The sequence below is a fragment of the Pseudomonas alvandae genome, from assembly GCF_019141525.1.
GTDB classification, from domain to species: domain Bacteria; phylum Pseudomonadota; class Gammaproteobacteria; order Pseudomonadales; family Pseudomonadaceae; genus Aquipseudomonas; species Aquipseudomonas alvandae.
The window spans coordinates 5,496,817-5,516,614 of the sequence record NZ_CP077080.1; the positions used below are offsets into that span (position 1 = coordinate 5,496,817).

Consider the following 19,798-nt stretch of genomic DNA (forward strand, 5'->3'; position numbering starts at 1 on the left):
CCGCGATCCAATGGATCGCGGCCTTTTTGTTGCAACAAGCTTACTTGCCGAGACTGATCTTCGGCGCCCAGGTCAGCCATTCATCTTCGAACTTGTCGAACAGCGGGAACGTCTGCTCCGGCCTGGCCGGGTTACCCATCCGCTCGCCATCCGGCGTCGCAAAAGCAATACCGCCCTGGATCAGCGTCTCCAACGACTCGGTCCGCACCGTCGCTCCCTTGAACAGTCCGAAATCCAGACCGAACCCGCTGCTGTTCCAGAAACGCGTACCGCTACGCACCAGTGGCGCGTACTTGGGTTCTATCAGGATGTGGATAAGCACCCGGTCCGCCGTCTGGCCCAACTCGTAGCCCGTCACTTTGCCTACCGTAATCTCGCGGTAAGTCACTGGCACGCCAATCTTCAACGACCCCCGTCGAGCAGCGCTCAACACCAAGCTCAAGCCGGCCTCCGGGATGGCACTCTCGGGTGGTTCGGCCAAGGCTACGAAATTTTTCTGCGGCCCGAGGTTTTTCACGGCAGGCTGCACTTCGATGTACTGGCCGGTCACCAGGGTTTCCAGGTTCGAGGTCTTCATCAAACCCAACTCCGGCTTGACCACCCAGAACTGAGTCCCGGTGCGGGCGATACGCTCAGGCACTTCGGTGATGCGTGCGGTGACCAGCACCGACTGCATGTCGGCGCTCAGGTCCACGCCTTCAATCTTGCCCACATCCAATCCCTTGAACCTGATCGGTGTACCGCTGCGCAACCCGTCGGCGCGATCGACCTTGATCGTCACAACGGTGCCCCTCTGCTGCGCGGCTTCGCGGTCCGCATGCAAACGGAACCGTGGGATGCGCCTTTTCAACGGTACGTTCGGCTCCGGTGTTTCGAAAGCGATGCCACCGGCCATCAAGCTTTGCAGCGATTCGCTCTTGACCTGGATCCCGCCGGTCAAACCGCCCGTGAGCGTGACGCCGCTGGCATTCCAGAATCGCGTCGAACCGTTGACCAATCCTTCATATTCCTTCTCGATATGCACGCCGATGATCAGTTGTTTCTTCTTCTTGGAGAACTGATAGCTCTGCACCGATCCGACCTTGACCTGCTTGTAGAGGATCGGACTGCCGACCTCCAGCGAACCGAGATTCTCGGTCAACAAGACCAGATGCAGCCCGGGTGAACGCAGGTCCAGCGGCGGCGCCTTCGCCCTGGCTTCAAACTCGCGTTGAGGGGCGCCGCCCTTGTCGCCGGGTCGCACCGCGATGTAATTACCTTTCACCAGCGCTTCCAGGCCTGTGATACCCGCCAGGGAAATCGACGGCTTGACCACCCAGAACTGAGCACCGGCCACCAGGTAATCTTCGGCCAACGGATCGAGCGTCAGCTCTGCGCTGGCACTGGCCAGGTCAGGATCGACTTTCAACGTCTTCAGGCTACCGACCTGGATGCCCTTGTACATCACCGGCGTACGGCCAGCCTGCAGCCCTTCGAAGTCACTGAGCTTGACCTTGACGCGGATCCCGGCAGCGGCCGCATCGAAATCCTCGTACAGGCGAAACGGCAGGCTTGGGTCGGTGGGAGGGCTGTCCTTGCGGTTCTCCGGCGTGGCGAATGCGATACCCCCGGCGACGATGCTGGCCAAGGATTCGCTACGTACCTTGACCCCCGACAGGTTGGCATCGATGCTGATGCCGCTGGCATTCCAGAACCGTGTGTGTTTGCGGACCAGGCTGGCATAGGTCGGCTCGATGAAAACCTTGATTTCTACAGAGCGTTGGTCCTCGGACAGTGAGTAGCTTTTCACCTGGCCGACTTGGATCTGCTTGTAAAAAACCGGACTGCCACGGTCCAGCGAGCCCAGTCGGTCGGCTTTGATCGTCAAGTGCAAACCCGGCTTGGCGTCCGACAACGGTGGTTCTTCGGCCAAAGCCTTGAACTTGCGGGTCGATTCACCCTCCCCAGGACTGATCGCAACATAGTTGCCTGAAACCAGCGTCTCCAGTCCGGTAATCCCTGCCAGGCTCACGCTTGGCTTGACCAGCCAGAAACGGGTGCCGGTCTTGAGGTATTGCTCGACATCCTTGTTCATCTCGATGGTTGCAATGACGCCCTTCGAGTTGCCTTCATCGTCGAGCGTGAGGTCTTTCACTTTGCCGACCGTCATGCCTTTGTAGACGACCTCGGTCTTGTTGACCTGAATACCCTCACCGCTTTCAAAACGCACATTGATTTCGATACCGGTATCGTTGTAAGCCCGCCAGCCGAGCCAGCCGCCGATGATCAAGGCGATCAGTGGCAATACCCAGATGGCCGACCAGTTCGAAGCCGGTCGGGTTTTAGCGGTAGGCAAATCATTCATGGTCGTCATCCGACTCCGTGTTATCCCAAATCAGTCGGGGATCAAAAGTTACTGCGGCAATCATCGTGAGAATCACCACACTGGCAAATGCGATGGCACCGAGACCGGCTTCGACACTGGCCAACCTCCCGAAATTCACCACGGCCACCAGGATGGCGATTACGAAAATATCCAGCATCGACCAGCGGCCGATGAACTCGATAAAACGGTACATGAGGATGCGCTGGCGCGCGGACATGGGTTGGTGACGTTGCACGGAAAAAAGCAACAAGGCGATGCCCACCAGCTTGAAGGTGGGCACAACAATGCTGGCAACAAACACCACCGCAGCAATCGGGATCATGCCGTGCTGAACCAGTTCGATGACCCCGGACATGATGGTGCTGGGCGCACCTTGGCCCAACGAGTTGATCGTCATGATCGGCAGGACATTGGCGGGAACGTAGACGATCGCTGCCGTGATCAATAGCGCCCAGGTCCGCATCAGACTGTTTGGTCGACGAGGGTGGATTCGGGCACCGCAACGGGTGCAAGTCTGTTTATCAGCGCCCGATTCCTGTCGATTCAATTCATGACACTCCGTGCAAATCAGGATGCCTGCATCAATTGCTCGCATGGGTATCCCCTCCTGACAATGCCTGCCAGATCTGATGCGGTGACATCACCACCTCCAGCCAGACCTGAACCAGCAACAAGCTGACAAAACACACCAGGCCCAGTCCCACGGTAATCGCCGCCATATCCGCTAGCTTGACGATGGCAACCAGCACGCCCATGAGATAAACCTCGAGCATCCCCCAGTCCCTGAGATGGTGATAAATGCGATACAGCAACAAGCCGTAACTTCGTCCGATGTTCCAGCGAATGGTCAGCAGCACAACCAACTGGCAGAGCAGCTTAAGCAGTGGAATCCCCATGCTGCTGAGGAAAACCACCACCGCTACGCCCTGCATCCCTGTATCGAACAGACCGACCACGCCGCTCCAAACGGTGTCCTGGGAGGATTGCCCGAGTAAATTGAGCTGCATGATGGGTAGGAAATTTGCCGGTATGAACAACAGCAGCGCGGCGATAACCAGAGCGAGACTGCGCTCCACTACATTGTGCCGGTGAGCGTAGAGCTCATATCCACAGCGAGGGCATTCGGCTCTTTCGCCATGGGCCAGCTTAGGCTTGCGCATCAACAGATCGCATTCATGACACGCGACCAGATCGTCCAGCGGCAGATCTGACAACCTATCAACGTCTGACGAATCGGGCATAAAGCGCTCTGGCTCAACTTAGGTGCGGCTATTCTAGTGCTCCAGCTCGAAAATAACTGTGCAAATTTATTACGAGCTTTCGCAGGCTTTTATAACGAGCAAAACAAAACCCCTACCTGCGTCAGCAGATAGGGGTTTCGGAATTTAATCTTGACGATGACCTACTCTCACATGGGGAAACCCCACACTACCATCGGCGATGCATCGTTTCACTGCTGAGTTCGGGATGGGATCAGGTGGTTCCAATGCTCTATGGTCGTCAAGAAATTCGGGTACTGAGTCGTGGCCTCATGGCCTCGCTTCAGCAAATTGGGTATGTGACAGCTTTCGGTGTTTGGTGAGTTTCGAACTTTCGGTTCATCTCGTCTTCACACACCGCAATCTGGCCTCTTTCGAGTCTACAGATTGCTTGGGTGTTATATGGTCAAGCCTCACGGGCAATTAGTACAGGTTAGCTCAACGCCTCACAGCGCTTACACACCCTGCCTATCAACGTCGTAGTCTTCGACGGCCCTTCAGGGGACTCAAGGTCCCAGTGAGATCTCATCTTGAGGCAAGTTTCCCGCTTAGATGCTTTCAGCGGTTATCTTTTCCGAACATAGCTACCCGGCAATGCCACTGGCGTGACAACCGGAACACCAGAGGTTCGTCCACTCCGGTCCTCTCGTACTAGGAGCAGCCCCTCTCAAATCTCAAACGTCCACGGCAGATAGGGACCGAACTGTCTCACGACGTTCTAAACCCAGCTCGCGTACCACTTTAAATGGCGAACAGCCATACCCTTGGGACCGGCTTCAGCCCCAGGATGTGATGAGCCGACATCGAGGTGCCAAACACCGCCGTCGATATGAACTCTTGGGCGGTATCAGCCTGTTATCCCCGGAGTACCTTTTATCCGTTGAGCGATGGCCCTTCCATACAGAACCACCGGATCACTAAGACCTACTTTCGTACCTGCTCGACGTGTCTGTCTCGCAGTCAAGCGCGCTTTTGCCTTTATACTCTACGACCGATTTCCGACCGGTCTGAGCGCACCTTCGTACTCCTCCGTTACTCTTTAGGAGGAGACCGCCCCAGTCAAACTACCCACCATACACTGTCCTCGATCCGGATAACGGACCTGAGTTAGAACCTCAAAGTTGCCAGGGTGGTATTTCAAGGATGGCTCCACGCAGACTGGCGTCCACGCTTCAAAGCCTCCCACCTATCCTACACAAGCAAATTCAAAGTCCAGTGCAAAGCTATAGTAAAGGTTCACGGGGTCTTTCCGTCTAGCCGCGGATACACTGCATCTTCACAGCGATTTCAATTTCACTGAGTCTCGGGTGGAGACAGCGCCGCCATCGTTACGCCATTCGTGCAGGTCGGAACTTACCCGACAAGGAATTTCGCTACCTTAGGACCGTTATAGTTACGGCCGCCGTTTACCGGGGCTTCGATCAAGAGCTTCGCGTTAGCTAACCCCATCAATTAACCTTCCGGCACCGGGCAGGCGTCACACCCTATACGTCCACTTTCGTGTTTGCAGAGTGCTGTGTTTTTAATAAACAGTCGCAGCGGCCTGGTATCTTCGACCGGCGTGGGCTTACGCAGCAAGTGCTTCACCCTCACCGGCGCACCTTCTCCCGAAGTTACGGTGCCATTTTGCCTAGTTCCTTCACCCGAGTTCTCTCAAGCGCCTTGGTATTCTCTACCCAACCACCTGTGTCGGTTTGGGGTACGGTTCCTGGTTACCTGAAGCTTAGAAGCTTTTCTTGGAAGCATGGCATCAACCACTTCGTCACCCAAAGGGTAACTCGTCATCAGCTCTCGGCCTTGAAACCCCGGATTTACCTAAGATTTCAGCCTACCACCTTAAACTTGGACAACCAACGCCAAGCTGGCCTAGCCTTCTCCGTCCCTCCATCGCAATAACCAGAAGTACAGGAATATTAACCTGTTTTCCATCGACTACGCTTTTCAGCCTCGCCTTAGGGACCGACTAACCCTGCGTCGATTAACGTTGCGCAGGAAACCTTGGTCTTTCGGCGTGGGTGTTTTTCACACCCATTGTCGTTACTCATGTCAGCATTCGCACTTCTGATACCTCCAGCAAGCTTCTCAACTCACCTTCACAGGCTTACAGAACGCTCCTCTACCGCATCACTTGCGTGATACCCGTAGCTTCGGTGTATGGTTTGAGCCCCGTTACATCTTCCGCGCAGGCCGACTCGACTAGTGAGCTATTACGCTTTCTTTAAAGGGTGGCTGCTTCTAAGCCAACCTCCTAGCTGTCTAAGCCTTCCCACATCGTTTCCCACTTAACCATAACTTTGGGACCTTAGCTGACGGTCTGGGTTGTTTCCCTTTTCACGACGGACGTTAGCACCCGCCGTGTGTCTCCCATGCTCGGCACTTGTAGGTATTCGGAGTTTGCATCGGTTTGGTAAGTCGGGATGACCCCCTAGCCGAAACAGTGCTCTACCCCCTACAGTGATACATGAGGCGCTACCTAAATAGCTTTCGAGGAGAACCAGCTATCTCCGAGCTTGATTAGCCTTTCACTCCGATCCACAGGTCATCCGCTAACTTTTCAACGGTAGTCGGTTCGGTCCTCCAGTCAGTGTTACCTAACCTTCAACCTGCCCATGGATAGATCGCCCGGTTTCGGGTCTATTCCCAGCGACTAGACGCCCTATTAAGACTCGCTTTCGCTACGCCTCCCCTATTCGGTTAAGCTCGCCACTGAAAATAAGTCGCTGACCCATTATACAAAAGGTACGCAGTCACCCAACAAAGTGGGCTCCCACTGCTTGTACGCATACGGTTTCAGGATCTATTTCACTCCCCTCTCCGGGGTTCTTTTCGCCTTTCCCTCACGGTACTAGTTCACTATCGGTCAGTCAGTAGTATTTAGCCTTGGAGGATGGTCCCCCCATATTCAGACAAAGTTTCTCGTGCTCCGTCCTACTCGATTTCACTTCTAAGATCCTTTCGCGTACAGGGCTATCACCCACTATGGCCGCACTTTCCAGAGCGTTCCGCTAAAATCAAAGAAGCTTAAGGGCTAGTCCCCGTTCGCTCGCCACTACTAAGGGAATCTCGGTTGATTTCTTTTCCTCAGGGTACTTAGATGTTTCAGTTCCCCTGGTTCGCTTCTTGCACCTATGTATTCAGTACAAGATAACCATCTTATGATGGCTGGGTTCCCCCATTCAGACATCTCCGGATCAAAGTCTGTTTGCCGACTCCCCGAAGCTTTTCGCAGGCTACCACGTCTTTCATCGCCTCTGACTGCCAAGGCATCCACCGTATGCGCTTCTTCACTTGACCATATAACCCCAAGCAATCTGGTTATACTGTGAAGACGACATTCGCCGAAAATTCGAATTTCTCAACTAAGAGAACTCACAAATTTTACCTTAGCCTGATCCGTTACCAGTGAAAGTAACGTTCAGTCTATCTTTCTATCACATACCCAAATTTTTAAAGAACGAACTAGTCAAAGACTAGAAATCAACATTCACCATCGAACCGATGGAATACTCATTTCTAAGCTCTATACAATCGAAGCAGTAGTGGTGGAGCCAAGCGGGATCGAACCGCTGACCTCCTGCGTGCAAGGCAGGCGCTCTCCCAGCTGAGCTATGGCCCCGTATTTCTACAGGCGTTTCCCACACAAAATTGGTGGGTCTGGGCAGATTCGAACTGCCGACCTCACCCTTATCAGGGGTGCGCTCTAACCAACTGAGCTACAGACCCAATTCCGGGCTGCTTCTTTCGTCTTCTTCAATGAATCAAGCAATTCGTGTGGGAGCTCATGAAGCAGCTGCGGTCGTCGATTAAGGAGGTGATCCAGCCGCAGGTTCCCCTACGGCTACCTTGTTACGACTTCACCCCAGTCATGAATCACACCGTGGTAACCGTCCCCCCGAAGGTTAGACTAGCTACTTCTGGTGCAACCCACTCCCATGGTGTGACGGGCGGTGTGTACAAGGCCCGGGAACGTATTCACCGCGACATTCTGATTCGCGATTACTAGCGATTCCGACTTCACGCAGTCGAGTTGCAGACTGCGATCCGGACTACGATCGGTTTTGTGGGATTAGCTCCACCTCGCGGCTTGGCAACCCTCTGTACCGACCATTGTAGCACGTGTGTAGCCCAGGCCGTAAGGGCCATGATGACTTGACGTCATCCCCACCTTCCTCCGGTTTGTCACCGGCAGTCTCCTTAGAGTGCCCACCATAACGTGCTGGTAACTAAGGACAAGGGTTGCGCTCGTTACGGGACTTAACCCAACATCTCACGACACGAGCTGACGACAGCCATGCAGCACCTGTCTCAATGTTCCCGAAGGCACCAATCCATCTCTGGAAAGTTCATTGGATGTCAAGGCCTGGTAAGGTTCTTCGCGTTGCTTCGAATTAAACCACATGCTCCACCGCTTGTGCGGGCCCCCGTCAATTCATTTGAGTTTTAACCTTGCGGCCGTACTCCCCAGGCGGTCAACTTAATGCGTTAGCTGCGCCACTAAGAGCTCAAGGCTCCCAACGGCTAGTTGACATCGTTTACGGCGTGGACTACCAGGGTATCTAATCCTGTTTGCTCCCCACGCTTTCGCACCTCAGTGTCAGTATCAGTCCAGGTGGTCGCCTTCGCCACTGGTGTTCCTTCCTATATCTACGCATTTCACCGCTACACAGGAAATTCCACCACCCTCTACCATACTCTAGCTCGACAGTTTTGAATGCAGTTCCCAGGTTGAGCCCGGGGATTTCACATCCAACTTAACGAACCACCTACGCGCGCTTTACGCCCAGTAATTCCGATTAACGCTTGCACCCTCTGTATTACCGCGGCTGCTGGCACAGAGTTAGCCGGTGCTTATTCTGTCGGTAACGTCAAAACACTAACGTATTAGGTTAATGCCCTTCCTCCCAACTTAAAGTGCTTTACAATCCGAAGACCTTCTTCACACACGCGGCATGGCTGGATCAGGCTTTCGCCCATTGTCCAATATTCCCCACTGCTGCCTCCCGTAGGAGTCTGGACCGTGTCTCAGTTCCAGTGTGACTGATCATCCTCTCAGACCAGTTACGGATCGTCGCCTTGGTGAGCCATTACCTCACCAACTAGCTAATCCGACCTAGGCTCATCTGATAGCGCAAGGCCCGAAGGTCCCCTGCTTTCTCCCGTAGGACGTATGCGGTATTAGCGTCCGTTTCCGAGCGTTATCCCCCACTACCAGGCAGATTCCTAGGCATTACTCACCCGTCCGCCGCTCTCAAGAGGTGCAAGCACCTCTCTACCGCTCGACTTGCATGTGTTAGGCCTGCCGCCAGCGTTCAATCTGAGCCATGATCAAACTCTTCAGTTCAAACATCTTTGGGTTTTGAGAAAACCCTAAACTTGGCTCAGCAATCGTTGGTTACATCTTTGATTTCTCGCGGAGTAACTTGTGATGCTGATAATCTGTTGACTAGCAGTCTGACTCCACAAGCACCCACACGAATTGCTTGATTCAGTTGTTAAAGAGCGGTGGGTTGAGCCTTTCGTCTCAACCGAGGCGCGCATTCTACAGCGCCCCGTGTATCTGTCAAGCGGTTATTTTAAGAAGCTTTCAAAGTTTCGCTTGGAAATCCTTAACAACTTCAACCACTTGCGCTTTCGATCTCTCGTTAGCGGGAGGCGAATTCTACAGCGTTGTTCGCTGCTGTCAACACCTCTTTTTCACCGCTTTCGACCGAGAGGATCGAATCGCCAATAGAGCCAAACAACACCGCCCTATCAACTCCTTCAACGCTTCGATGAACTGAAGCGCCTGACCTATCGAAACCTACTTAACTCATTGAAACTCAAGAAGTTTTCCGTTTCGACTGCGCCGGAAGTGGGGCGAATTATAGACACCTGGAATCTGCCGTCAACCCTTTATTTCGTTTTTATTACCGAAGGCATCTTCTTACCCATTAGACGAGGGATTCGCCGCGCAACCGGCCCGATCCTCAGCACCAACAATAAGCCACCTATAAAGGCGTATATCGACCACTCCTTCAGATCCGCCCGCACGATCCACAGCATATGCAGCAAACCAAGCCCGAGAATCAAATAGACCAGGCGGTGCAGCTTCTTCCAACGCGTGCCGAGCCGACGCTGACTATATCGATTGGATGTAACTGCCAAGGCCAGCAAACCAAGAAAACCAAGCGCCCCAACAATAATGTAGGGACGCTTGCTCAGCTCGACGCCCAACCGCGACCAATCGAATCCCAGGATGAACGCCGCATAACTGCTCAAGTGCAGCACAACGTAGGCGAAGCACCACAACCCCAACTGACGCCTGACAACGATCCACCCCGACCATCCCGTCACTTTTTGTAGCGGCGTCATGCTCAAGGTAATCAACAGCAGGATCAGCGTCCCCAACCCGAGCCGATCTACCAGGACCTTGCCTGGATCCGGCCCCAATGAATCCGCCAACGCTTCATAAAGCCAAAGCAAAGGCCAAATTGCTGCCGCGAGGAAAACCCCGATCCGCCAAGCAGGAAAACGCATCAGTAGTCTTTCCTCAAATCCATTCCTGCATATAAAGAGGCAACCTCATCCCCGTAACCGTTGAACATCAACGTGTCGCGTACATTGGGGCTGAATAGTCCACTCGGAAGACGACGCTCCCTCGCCTGCGTCCAGCGTGGGTGGTCAACGGTCGGATTGACGTTGGCATAAAAACCGTACTCATCGGACGCAATGCTCTGCCAGGTGGTCTTGGGCTGCTCACTGACCAAGCTGATGCGCACGATCGACTTTACGCTCTTGAAACCATACTTCCATGGCACCACCAATCGCAGCGGCGCCCCGTTCTGGTTAGGCAGCTCACGCCCGTACATGCCAACCGCCAGTATGGCCAACGGATTCATTGCCTCGTCCAATCGCAAACCTTCCACGTAAGGCCAATCAATCAGGGCAAAGCCAGAACGCTGGCCCGGCATGGCCTTGGGATCTTGCAATGTTTCGAAGCGAATGTGTTTGGCCTTGGAAGTCGGCTCGACCTGCTTGAGCAGCGCGGAGATGGGGAAACCGATCCACGGGATCACCATTGACCACGCCTCAACGCAACGCAACCGATAGATCCGCTCCTCCAATTGATAAGGCTTCATGAAGTCTTCCAGGGCATAGCGCCCCGGCTTACCCACCTCACCGTCCACCACCACGCTCCAGGGCTCGGTCTTCAACGAACCGGAGTTGGCCGCCGGGTCGCCTTTATCGGTGCCGAACTCATAGAAGTTGTTGTAGTGCGTGGCGTCCTTGAACGGCGTGATCGACTCATCCTTTGCCGTCACGGCGCCCCACTGGGTAGAAGGAAGCTTCTCGGCAAACCAGGAAGGCGCCTTTCCGGGCTCGGCATCAGGATAACGCGCCATATCGGCGGCACCGGCCCAGTTCGGCAGACCACCAATCGCCAAGCCGGCCACAGTGGCGCTGAGCATCTGGCGACGAGAGAGATAAAATGATTCAGGCGTGACCTCAGACTCACGACAGTCCGACGTCTTGGGGATCTTGATCAGCATGGCGACTCCGCAGTATTGGAGGGCAGATACACCCGTACACTGCGGAGTATGGAGGAGATTACATTAAGGCAACGTTTAGCGGCGACGAAGACGCAGCAAATATTGCACCGGCCCGGAAGCCGCATAGGCGAGGAACACCAGCAGCAGGATGCGCGGCGGATCACTGAACACCACGGCAAATACCAGCACCACGGCGAGGATGGCCACGAACGGCACGCGTCCCTTCAGATCCAGCTCCTTGAAGCTGTTGTACTTGATGTTACTGACCATCAGCATCCCGGCCGCGGCAACCAGTAGCGCCACCAGGAAGGACATCTTCGAACCCTGGATGCCATAGTCGCTGAATGCCCAGACTACACCCGCCACCACACCTGCCGCCGCCGGACTGGCAAGCCCGATGAAGTAGCGCTTGTCGGCGGTACCGACCTGCGTGTTGAAACGCGCCAGGCGCAACGCGGCACCAGCGACGTAAATGAAGGCAACCATCCAGCCGACCTTGCCCATGTCCCCCAGCGCCCAACCGAACGCCAACAACGCAGGGGCAACACCGAACGCAACCATATCGGACAGCGAGTCGTACTCGGCTCCGAATGCGCTTTGGGTGTTGGTCATGCGGGCCACCCGTCCATCCAGGCCGTCCAGCACCATCGCGACAAAAATCGCAATCGCGGCGAAAGCAAAGTAGCGACTCGCGCCCACGCTATCGCCAGCACTCAATGCGGCCTGGGCACTCATGGAGCTGATGATGGAATAGAAGCCGGCGAACAGGTTCGCGGTGGTGAACAGGTTCGGCAGCAGATAGATACCACGATGCCGGACCTTGCGGCCTTCAGCGTCATGGCCTTCTTCGACGTGTTCATCGATGGGCAACAGGCTTTCGGCGTCAGGAGCCTGGTTCGGCTCGTCGGGACGTTCGCTCATGGACAATACCTTGCAACGGTGTGAAAAATTCGACAGGCGCCTGGACGACGGTTCTGCCGCAAACGATGCAGCTTTATACCAGAAGCCATCACCCAAACGAAAAAACGCGGCCAGGGCCGCGTTTTTCGATCAAGCTCGCGACTTAGTTCTTGGCTTTGTCGACGATCTTGTTGGCACCGATCCACGGCATCATCGAGCGCAGTTGCTCGCCGATGATTTCGATACCGTGGGCGGCGTTGTTACGACGCTTGGCGGTCATCGAAGGATAGCCGGTAGCGCCTTCGCTGATGAACATCTTGGCGTATTCGCCGTCCTGAATACGTTTCAGGGCGTTGCGCATCGCCTGGCGGGACTCGGCGTTGATGACTTCCGGACCGGTCACGTACTCGCCGTATTCGGCGTTGTTGGAGATCGAGTAGTTCATGTTGGCGATACCGCCTTCGTACATGAGGTCAACGATCAGTTTCAGTTCGTGCAGGCATTCGAAGTAGGCCATTTCTGGTGCGTAGCCGGCTTCAACCAGGGTTTCGAAACCAGCTTTCACCAGCTCGACGGTACCGCCGCACAGAACGGCTTGTTCGCCGAACAGGTCGGTTTCAGTCTCGTCCTTGAAGGTGGTTTCGATGATGCCGGTACGACCGCCACCGACACCAGCAGCGTAGGACAGGGCGACGTTCTTGGCGTTGCCGGAGGCGTCCTGGTAGATGGCGATCAGGTCAGGAATACCGCCGCCCTTCACGAACTCGGAACGCACGGTGTGGCCCGGTGCCTTTGGCGCGATCATGATCACGTCGAGGTCGGCGCGCGGCACGACCTGGTTGTAATGGATCGCGAAGCCGTGGGAGAAGGCCAGGGTGGCGCCCTTCTTGATGTTCGGCTCGATTTCGTTCTTGTACAGCGCCGATTGGAACTCGTCCGGGGTCAGGATCATGACCAGGTCGGCAGCGGCAACGGCGGAAGCCACGTCGGTGACTTTCAGGCCATGGGCCTCGGCCTTGGCAACGGTGGCCGAGCCTTTGCGCAGGCCGACGGTCACGTCAACGCCGGAATCTTTCAGGTTGCACGCCTGGGCGTGACCTTGGGAGCCGTAGCCGATGATGGCGACTTTCTTGCCTTGGATGATCGACAGGTCGCAATCTTTATCGTAGAAAACTTTCATGAATTTCCCCTATATCCGGCCGTTCCGGCCATTCGCAAATTTGGTTAGATGCTCAGTACTTTGTCGCCACGGGCAATCCCGGTGACACCACTGCGTACGGTTTCCAGAATCGAGGCAGTGCCGATCGATTGAATGAAGCTGTCGAGCTTGTCGCTGGTACCGGTCAACTGAACGGTATAGACGCTGGCGCTGACATCGACGATCTGCCCACGATAAATATCGGTAGTGCGTTTGATCTCGGCACGCTGGGCGCCGGTGGCCTTGACCTTGACCAGCATCAGCTCGCGCTCGATATGAGCGCTTTCCGACAGGTCCACCAGCTTGACCACCTCGATCAGCTTGTTCAGGTTCTTGGTGATCTGCTCGATGATCTCATCGTGGCCCACGGTGGTCAGCGTCAGACGCGACAGGGTCGGGTCCTCGGTTGGTGCCACGGTCAGGCTTTCGATGTTGTAGTTGCGCTGCGAGAACAGGCCTACTACGCGAGACAGAGCACCCGGTTCGTTTTCCAGAAGCAAGGAAATAATGTGTCGCATGATTAGGTACGCTCCGTCTTGCTCAGCCACATATCGCGCATGGAGCCGTCTTTGATCTGCATCGGGTAGACGTGCTCGCTGGTATCGACCTGGATATCGAGGAACACCAGGCGATCCTTCATCGCGAAGGCTTCTTCAAGCCCGGATTTCAAATCCTTCAGGTCAGTGATGCGGATGCCGACGTGGCCATAGGCCTCGACCAGCTTGACGAAGTCCGGCAACGATTCCATGTAGGAATGCGAGTGACGGCTGCCGTAGCTCATGTCCTGCCACTGGCGAACCATGCCCAGTACACCGTTGTTCAGGTTGACGATTTTCACCGGCAGACCGTACTGCAGGCAGGTCGACAGTTCCTGGATGTTCATCTGGATACTGCCTTCACCCGTCACGCAGGCAACATCGTTGTCCGGGAAGCTCAACTTGACGCCCATGGCCGCCGGGAACCCGAAGCCCATGGTGCCCAGGCCACCGGAGTTGATCCAGCGGTTGGGTTTGTTGAACTTGTAGTACTGCGCCGCGAACATCTGGTGCTGACCTACGTCGGACGTCACGAATGCATCGCCCTTGGTCACTTCGCACAGGGTCTCGATGACGGTCTGCGGCTTGATCACGCTGCCGTCGCCCTTGTCGTAGGGAAACAGGCCGCGATCACCGCGCCATTCATCAACCTGCTTCCACCAGCTGGCCACGGACTCCTTGTTCGGAGCCTCGCCGATTTCCTTGAGAATGGCGACCATTTCAGTCAGCACGCTCTCTACAGGACCGACAATCGGCACGTCTGCCTTGATGGTCTTGGAGATGGACGCCGGGTCGATATCGATGTGGATGATCTTGGCGTTCGGGCAGAATTTCGCCGGACCGTTGATGACACGGTCGTCGAAACGCGCGCCCACCGCCAGGATGACATCGGCATGATGCATCGCCAGGTTGGCGGTGTAGCTGCCATGCATGCCGAGCATGCCGATGAACTGGCGATCGGTGCCTGGGTAGGCGCCGAGGCCCATCAGCGTATTGGTGACCGGCAGGTTGAGCATCTTCGCCAATTCGGTCAGCGGCGCGGAGCCACCGCCGAGGATCACGCCACCGCCGGAGTACAGCACGGGACGCTTGGCCGCCAGCAGCATTTCGGCGGCCTTGCGGATTTGTCCCGAGTGACCGCGCACGGCCGGGCTGTAGGAGCGCAGCTTGGCTTTTTTCGGGTAGATGTATTCGAATTTCTCGGCCGGGTTGGTCATGTCTTTCGGCACGTCCACTACGACCGGGCCCGGACGGCCGGATTCGGCCAGGTAGAAGGCCTTCTTCATGACTTCCGGGATTTCCGAAGCGTGCTTGATCATGAAGCTGTGCTTCACGATCGGCCGGGAGATACCGATCATGTCGGTCTCCTGGAACGCATCGGTACCGACCATGGTGCTGGGCACCTGGCCGGAGATGATCACCATCGGAATCGAGTCCATGTAGGCCGTGGCGATACCGGTGATGGCGTTCGTGGCGCCGGGGCCGGATGTCACCAGGACCACGCCGGCCTTGCCGGTGGCGCGGGCATAGCCGTCAGCCATGTGGGTGGCCGCTTGTTCATGACGAACCAGGATGTGGGTCACTTCCGGTTCTTTGAACAGGGCATCATAGACATGAAGAAGAGCACCGCCGGGGTACCCGTAGATATATTTGACGCCTTCGTCACGCAAGAAGCGGACGAGCATCTCACCGCCAGATAAAAGCTCCACGTTGTTCACCTCTAAAACGCCAGAATACCGACCCATGGAAAAAGGGACGGGTCTTAATAGGTTTACTTCTCGGCAGAGCATGAGCGACGGTGGTCGCCGACTACGTCAGCACTGACTGAGCAAGTATTGGGATCGTCCCAAGTGTTGCGGGCCTTTCCCACCCAGCGCGAGGTAACGCGTTGCGGGTGTAACAGGTCGGCGCGGATGTGCGCCTCATGATCTGCCGAGTGGGTCTGCTTCTGGCAGTCCCTCTACAGCGGACTTTGGATTCTTCTGTTTCGCCCTCTGCAAGTCAAGTCGTCAATGTGCTTTATTGAAGTAAGCACATGAGAACGCAAGAAAAAACCTTTAAACGGCTACTCTGTTAGCTTCGATTGCGCAACCCAGGACAAGGAAACAGCATGCGAACGATGTTATTGACGGCCATCCTGCTGGCAAGCCTGAGCCCAATGAGCATGGCCGGCCAGATCTACAAATGGGTGGACGCCCAAGGTGTGACCCATTTCGGCGCCCAACCGCCCGAGGGCGTGGATGCGACTACCGTGGGCAAGACCCCGACGCCTGCCGCCAAACCGCAAGCGCCCGCTTCAGGTGGTGTCGTTGGTGATCAGAAAATGATCGACAAGCAAGTGAAGCAGCAAGTGGCCGAACAGGAGGCCCAGCTCAAGGCGTTCTGCGAACAGGCCCGGACCAACCTGGCGCAACTGCAGAACAACCCCAGGGTGCGAGAAGAGGTGGAAGGTGAAATGCGCCGCCTTACCGAGGAAGAGCGGCGCCAGCGCATCGACGAAACCCGCGCGCAGATTGAGGAAAACTGTCAGTGAGCGGCGTCAGCTGACGTCGGTTATCAATTGGTCGAACTGCGCGAGCAACTGCTGCAATTTGACGCCCTGCCCCGGCCGCTGGGCATAGACCATTTCGGCCATGGCCAGGATGCCCGAGGCGTTGGGCAGCGGCAGGTCGTTTTCCAGGATGGCTTTCATCCGCGGAAGAAAGATCCATTGCAGCCACTGCTCGAAATCCAGGGTGTCGACCGCGAACGGCTCGACACTGGCCAGCGCCTGGGCCGAGGGCGACACGTCACTCCACCAGCCCTGGACCCGCAGTTCTCGCTCGATCAGCAGCAACTGATCGGCGATCAAGGGAAAACGACCATCCATCAGAGGGATACCTTGGCCTTCTGGCGGGCCAGTGCGGCGCCCGCCGAATCGCCCTGTTTCTCACGAGCCTGGGCGATCAATTCCCACAGGCTTGCCTGGAGTGCCGGACGACCACTGGAGAACGTCAGGCCACGACGGGCCAGTTGTTCAGCCTGCGGCGCATCGCCTTGGGCCATGCGCACCTGGGCCAGTCGATAAAGAACCTGCGGCTCACGCGGCGCAACACGCTGCGCCCGCTCAAGGCTCGAAGAAGCGCCATTGAGATCCCCACCGGCTTGCTGCTGCTGAGCCGTGGTCAACAGCGCCAACACCGGGCCGTCCAGTTGCTCATCGGCGGACAAGCCACCCGAACCCGCCGAGGGAATGCTGCTCGGCGTCGATGGCATGCTGTAGCTGCCCTGGTTGATCGGTGAAGTTTCGATAGGCCCAGGGGTGATCGGACCCGGCGTGATCGGCGTGCTGCTGATCGGCGCCGAAGTCGTTGCGCCACCGCCGGGCACCATCACGACAACACCGGTGTCGCCTTGCGGGATTGCCTGGACCTGGCCCGGCATCGGCCGTTTTACCGTCGTTTGACGGAAACCACCATTGGCCGAGACCCGCTCGCTATTGGAGACGGCGGTACCGGAATCGACAACCGGAATCGAACCGCGCTGTACGGTAGAACAGCCACTGAGCAAAGCCACGGCGGTTACCGCTGGAATCAACCACTTGTTCACTTGAAACCCTCTTTGCTTAATTCATCCAGTCCTTGACCCAATCCATCACCGATTCGGCGGGATTCTGACCGCCGCATGCCGCACCGGGTGGCGGTTCGCTGCCGCGAATATACGGCATCTGCACGGCGCCCGGGCAATTCGCGTCGGAGCCCTGTCCGGTGCGCGAATCGACCCAGGCCTGGACGATGTTGTCCGGTTGCGGCATGTCCAGCGGCAGCGGATCGGCCTTGCGCATGAAACTGGTCCAGACCTGCAACGCACCGGTGGCGCCGGTGAACGGCGTCTTGCCATTGTCGTCACGCCCCAGCCAGACCACCGCCAGCAGATCCTGGCTGAAACCGGCGAACCAACTGTCGCGCGAATCGTTACTGGTGCCGGTCTTGCCCGCCAGGGTCAACGTTCGGGGGAGCACGTTATAGACCGAGCTGCCGGTCCCTTCACGCATGACTCGCTGCATGGCGCTCTGGATCAGATAAATGGAAGCCGGATCGAAACGTTGCTGGATCTGGAATGGATAACGCTTGAGCGGCTCGCCGTCGGCAGTGAGCACGCTGCGGATGCCGCGCATCGGCGTATTGAAGCCGCCATTGGCCAATGTCTGGTACATCGCCGCGACTTCGATCGGCGTAAGGCCACCGGCCCCCAGCAGCATCGATGGGAACGCCGGGAATTCGCGAGTCACTCCCAGGCGTGCCAAGGTCTTGAGCACGTTAGGCACTCCGACTTCCAGGCCGAGGCGAGCCGTCGACAGGTTGTAGGAATGGGCCAGCCCCTGATAAAGGAACACCGTACCGTGGGGGCGGCGATCATAGTTCTGCGGCGTCCACACCTGTCCGTCCGCACCCTTGACCGAGAATGACTCGTCGGACAGCCAACTGGTCAGGGTGTACTGGCTTGGTTTTTCCAACGCCGTGAGATACACCGCCGGCTTGATCAGCGAGCCGATGGGGCGCACCGCATCCAATGCCCGGTTGAAGCCTGCAAAGCTGGCCTGGCGGCTGCCGATCATTGCCTGGACTTCACCGGTTTCCGGGTTGGTCACGACCATGGCCGCTTCGACTTCGTCGGAACCCTTGCGCCCCGCCAGTCGTTTGAAGGTGTCATTGACTGACGCCTCAGCCTTCATCTGCAGGATCGGGTCGAAACTGGTAAAGATCCGCAAGCCTTCTTCGGTCAAGTCTTCGTCGCGATAGTCTTCCCGCAGCTGCCGCTTGACCAGGTCCATGAAACCGGGGAACGAACTGTCCGCCAGGCTGCCACGCTTGGTCACGCCCAGCGGCATCTTCTTCGCCGCTTCGACCTGCTCGGCCGTGGCCACGCCCTGTTGTTGCAGCAAGTCGAGCACCAGGTTGCGCCGCTCAAGGGCACGCTCCGGGTTGCGACGCGGATTATAGGAAGAGGGCCCCTTGACCATGCCCACCAGCAGCGCCACTTGATGCAGCTTGAGCTCGGACAGCGGCTGGCTGAAGAAGAACTGGCTGGCCAGGCCGAAGCCGTGGACCGCCCGCTGCCCATCCTGGCCAACGAACACTTCATTGAGGTAGGCCTCAAGAATTTCCTGCTTGCTGTAGTGCATCTCCAGCAGCAACGCCATCATGGCTTCGGTCAGCTTTCGGGTCAGGCTACGCTCGTTGGTCAGGTAGAAGTTCTTCACCAACTGCTGGGTCAAGGTACTGCCGCCCTGGCGCATATGCCCCGACGACGTGTTGATCCAGACGGCCCGGGCAATCGACTTGGGCGATACGCCGAAGTGATGGTAGAAATCACGGTCCTCGACGGCAATCAGCGTATCGAGCAGGAACGGTGGCACCTGGTCGATCTTGATCAGGATCCGGTCTTCCAGATTCTTGGGATACAAGCCACCGATCAGCAGCGGCTCCAGGCGCACCACCGACAGGCTCGCATTATTGGCGCCGGTCAGCGCAGCGACGTAGTCACCGGAAAAACGCACCCGCACCGGTTGTGCCTGTTCCATGCCTTCATAGAACTGGAACCCGCGGGTATTGAGGTCGATGGTATTGCCGTTGACCGAGGCCGCACCCGGACCATTGGCGACGCTTTCGCGGCGATAACCCAAGGCATCGAGCTCGGTCAGGAAATCGTCCTTGCTCAGCTTTTGTCCGACGAACAGTTCCAACGGCCGGGCATACACCTTGGCCGGGATGGTCCAGCGCTTGCCGGAGAACTTCTCCTGGACGATGGCATCGAGGTAGACGGCAAAACCGGCAAGCACGACAAGGCCTACCAGGCTCAGTTTAAGGGCCCAGCCCAGCCAGGGCCGAAGGCGGCTGGCGGGTGGTTTCTTGGGGGTGCGGGGGGATCGGGTACGAGTCATGGCGGCGGATTATACGCACTTTGTCGTGGTTCAACATGAGTCCGCCAAGGTTTGCGTTAGCGCGGCTTGCGGCCATAATGACCGCCTC

At 56.8% G+C, this 19,798-nt stretch carries 13 protein-coding genes, 2 tRNA genes and 3 rRNA genes; 1 reads left to right on the top strand and 17 read right to left on the bottom strand.

Annotated elements, in window-relative coordinates; genetic code table 11:
• Positions 1-40: 40 nt before the first annotated feature.
• The 14 genes from KSS97_RS24500 to KSS97_RS24565 form a co-directional block, all read right to left on the bottom strand.
• Complete coding sequence (locus KSS97_RS24500) at positions 41-2,344, bottom strand: PqiB family protein (protein ID WP_217860345.1); 2,304 nt, start codon at positions 2,342-2,344, stop codon at positions 41-43.
• A complete protein-coding gene (locus KSS97_RS24505; protein ID WP_217860346.1) occupies positions 2,337-2,960 on the bottom strand; it encodes a paraquat-inducible protein A in 624 nt (207 codons plus the stop codon). The genes KSS97_RS24500 and KSS97_RS24505 overlap by 8 nt, the downstream gene beginning before the upstream one ends.
• Entirely contained in the window at positions 2,947-3,606 is a 660-nt protein-coding gene (locus KSS97_RS24510; protein ID WP_217860347.1) for a paraquat-inducible protein A, read from the bottom strand. Before KSS97_RS24510 ends, KSS97_RS24505 begins: the two co-directional genes overlap by 14 nt.
• A 148-nt stretch (positions 3,607-3,754) precedes the next feature.
• Positions 3,755-3,870: ribosomal RNA gene (gene rrf, locus KSS97_RS24515) — 5S ribosomal RNA — on the bottom strand.
• Positions 3,871-4,026: 156 nt separating this feature from the next.
• Positions 4,027-6,918, bottom strand: a 23S ribosomal RNA gene (locus KSS97_RS24520).
• 246 nt (positions 6,919-7,164) lie between these two features.
• Positions 7,165-7,240: transfer RNA gene (locus KSS97_RS24525), tRNA-Ala, on the bottom strand.
• Between the two features lie 30 nt (positions 7,241-7,270).
• A tRNA-Ile gene (locus KSS97_RS24530) sits at positions 7,271-7,347 on the bottom strand.
• Between the two features lie 81 nt (positions 7,348-7,428).
• Positions 7,429-8,965, bottom strand: a 16S ribosomal RNA gene (locus KSS97_RS24535).
• The 16S, 23S and 5S rRNA genes sit together here with 2 tRNA genes alongside, the layout of an rRNA operon.
• Positions 8,966-9,516: 551 nt before the next feature.
• Complete coding sequence (gene msrQ, locus KSS97_RS24540) at positions 9,517-10,140, bottom strand: protein-methionine-sulfoxide reductase heme-binding subunit MsrQ (protein ID WP_030140220.1); 624 nt, start codon at positions 10,138-10,140, stop codon at positions 9,517-9,519.
• Positions 10,140-11,153, bottom strand: a complete 1,014-nt coding sequence (gene msrP, locus KSS97_RS24545) for a protein-methionine-sulfoxide reductase catalytic subunit MsrP (RefSeq protein WP_217860348.1) — start codon at positions 11,151-11,153, stop codon at positions 10,140-10,142. The genes msrQ and msrP overlap by 1 nt, the downstream gene beginning before the upstream one ends.
• Positions 11,154-11,228: 75 nt before the next feature.
• Positions 11,229-12,074, bottom strand: a complete 846-nt coding sequence (pssA, locus tag KSS97_RS24550; protein ID WP_030140222.1) for a CDP-diacylglycerol--serine O-phosphatidyltransferase — start codon at positions 12,072-12,074, stop codon at positions 11,229-11,231.
• Between the two features lie 142 nt (positions 12,075-12,216).
• A complete protein-coding gene (gene ilvC / locus KSS97_RS24555) occupies positions 12,217-13,233 on the bottom strand; it encodes a ketol-acid reductoisomerase (protein WP_003185459.1) in 1,017 nt (338 codons plus the stop codon).
• Between the two features lie 44 nt (positions 13,234-13,277).
• A complete protein-coding gene (ilvN, locus tag KSS97_RS24560; protein WP_003205610.1) occupies positions 13,278-13,769 on the bottom strand; it encodes an acetolactate synthase small subunit in 492 nt (163 codons plus the stop codon).
• Between the two features lie 2 nt (positions 13,770-13,771).
• Positions 13,772-15,496 carry an acetolactate synthase 3 large subunit gene (locus KSS97_RS24565; RefSeq protein ID WP_030140223.1) on the bottom strand — a complete coding sequence of 575 codons (1,725 nt, stop codon included), beginning with the start codon at positions 15,494-15,496 and terminating at the stop codon, positions 13,772-13,774.
• Between the two features lie 401 nt (positions 15,497-15,897).
• Here KSS97_RS24565 and KSS97_RS24570 point away from each other — a divergent pair, with 401 nt between their 5' ends.
• Entirely contained in the window at positions 15,898-16,320 is a 423-nt protein-coding gene (locus tag KSS97_RS24570) for a DUF4124 domain-containing protein (RefSeq protein WP_217860349.1), read from the top strand.
• A 6-nt stretch (positions 16,321-16,326) separates the two neighbouring features.
• Here KSS97_RS24570 and KSS97_RS24575 read toward each other — a convergent pair whose 3' ends face one another.
• From KSS97_RS24575 to mrcB, 3 genes are read right to left on the bottom strand one after another with little or no spacing between them, the layout of a single operon-like run.
• Positions 16,327-16,656, bottom strand: coding sequence for a YqcC family protein (locus tag KSS97_RS24575; protein ID WP_217860350.1), 330 nt, complete (start codon positions 16,654-16,656; stop codon positions 16,327-16,329).
• Positions 16,656-17,375, bottom strand: a complete 720-nt coding sequence (locus KSS97_RS24580; protein WP_217860351.1) for a tetratricopeptide repeat protein — start codon at positions 17,373-17,375, stop codon at positions 16,656-16,658. The genes KSS97_RS24575 and KSS97_RS24580 overlap by 1 nt, the downstream gene beginning before the upstream one ends.
• Positions 17,376-17,391: 16 nt before the next feature.
• Entirely contained in the window at positions 17,392-19,710 is a 2,319-nt protein-coding gene (mrcB, locus tag KSS97_RS24585; protein ID WP_030140227.1) for a penicillin-binding protein 1B, read from the bottom strand.
• Positions 19,711-19,798 lie beyond the last annotated feature (88 nt).

Coding starts and splice junctions, on each gene's coding strand:
- KSS97_RS24500 (WP_217860345.1), bottom strand. CDS start 2,344: ATGAATGATTTGCCTACCGCTAAAACCCGACCGGCTTCGAACTGGTCG.
- KSS97_RS24505 (WP_217860346.1), bottom strand. CDS start 2,960: ATGCGAGCAATTGATGCAGGCATCCTGATTTGCACGGAGTGTCATGAA.
- KSS97_RS24510 (WP_217860347.1), bottom strand. CDS start 3,606: ATGCCCGATTCGTCAGACGTTGATAGGTTGTCAGATCTGCCGCTGGAC.
- msrQ (WP_030140220.1), bottom strand. CDS start 10,140: ATGCGTTTTCCTGCTTGGCGGATCGGGGTTTTCCTCGCGGCAGCAATT.
- msrP (WP_217860348.1), bottom strand. CDS start 11,153: ATGCTGATCAAGATCCCCAAGACGTCGGACTGTCGTGAGTCTGAGGTC.
- pssA (WP_030140222.1), bottom strand. CDS start 12,074: ATGAGCGAACGTCCCGACGAGCCGAACCAGGCTCCTGACGCCGAAAGC.
- ilvC (WP_003185459.1), bottom strand. CDS start 13,233: ATGAAAGTTTTCTACGATAAAGATTGCGACCTGTCGATCATCCAAGGC.
- ilvN (WP_003205610.1), bottom strand. CDS start 13,769: ATGCGACACATTATTTCCTTGCTTCTGGAAAACGAACCGGGTGCTCTG.
- KSS97_RS24570 (WP_217860349.1), top strand. CDS start 15,898: ATGCGAACGATGTTATTGACGGCCATCCTGCTGGCAAGCCTGAGCCCA.
- KSS97_RS24575 (WP_217860350.1), bottom strand. CDS start 16,656: ATGGATGGTCGTTTTCCCTTGATCGCCGATCAGTTGCTGCTGATCGAG.
- mrcB (WP_030140227.1), bottom strand. CDS start 19,710: ATGACTCGTACCCGATCCCCCCGCACCCCCAAGAAACCACCCGCCAGC.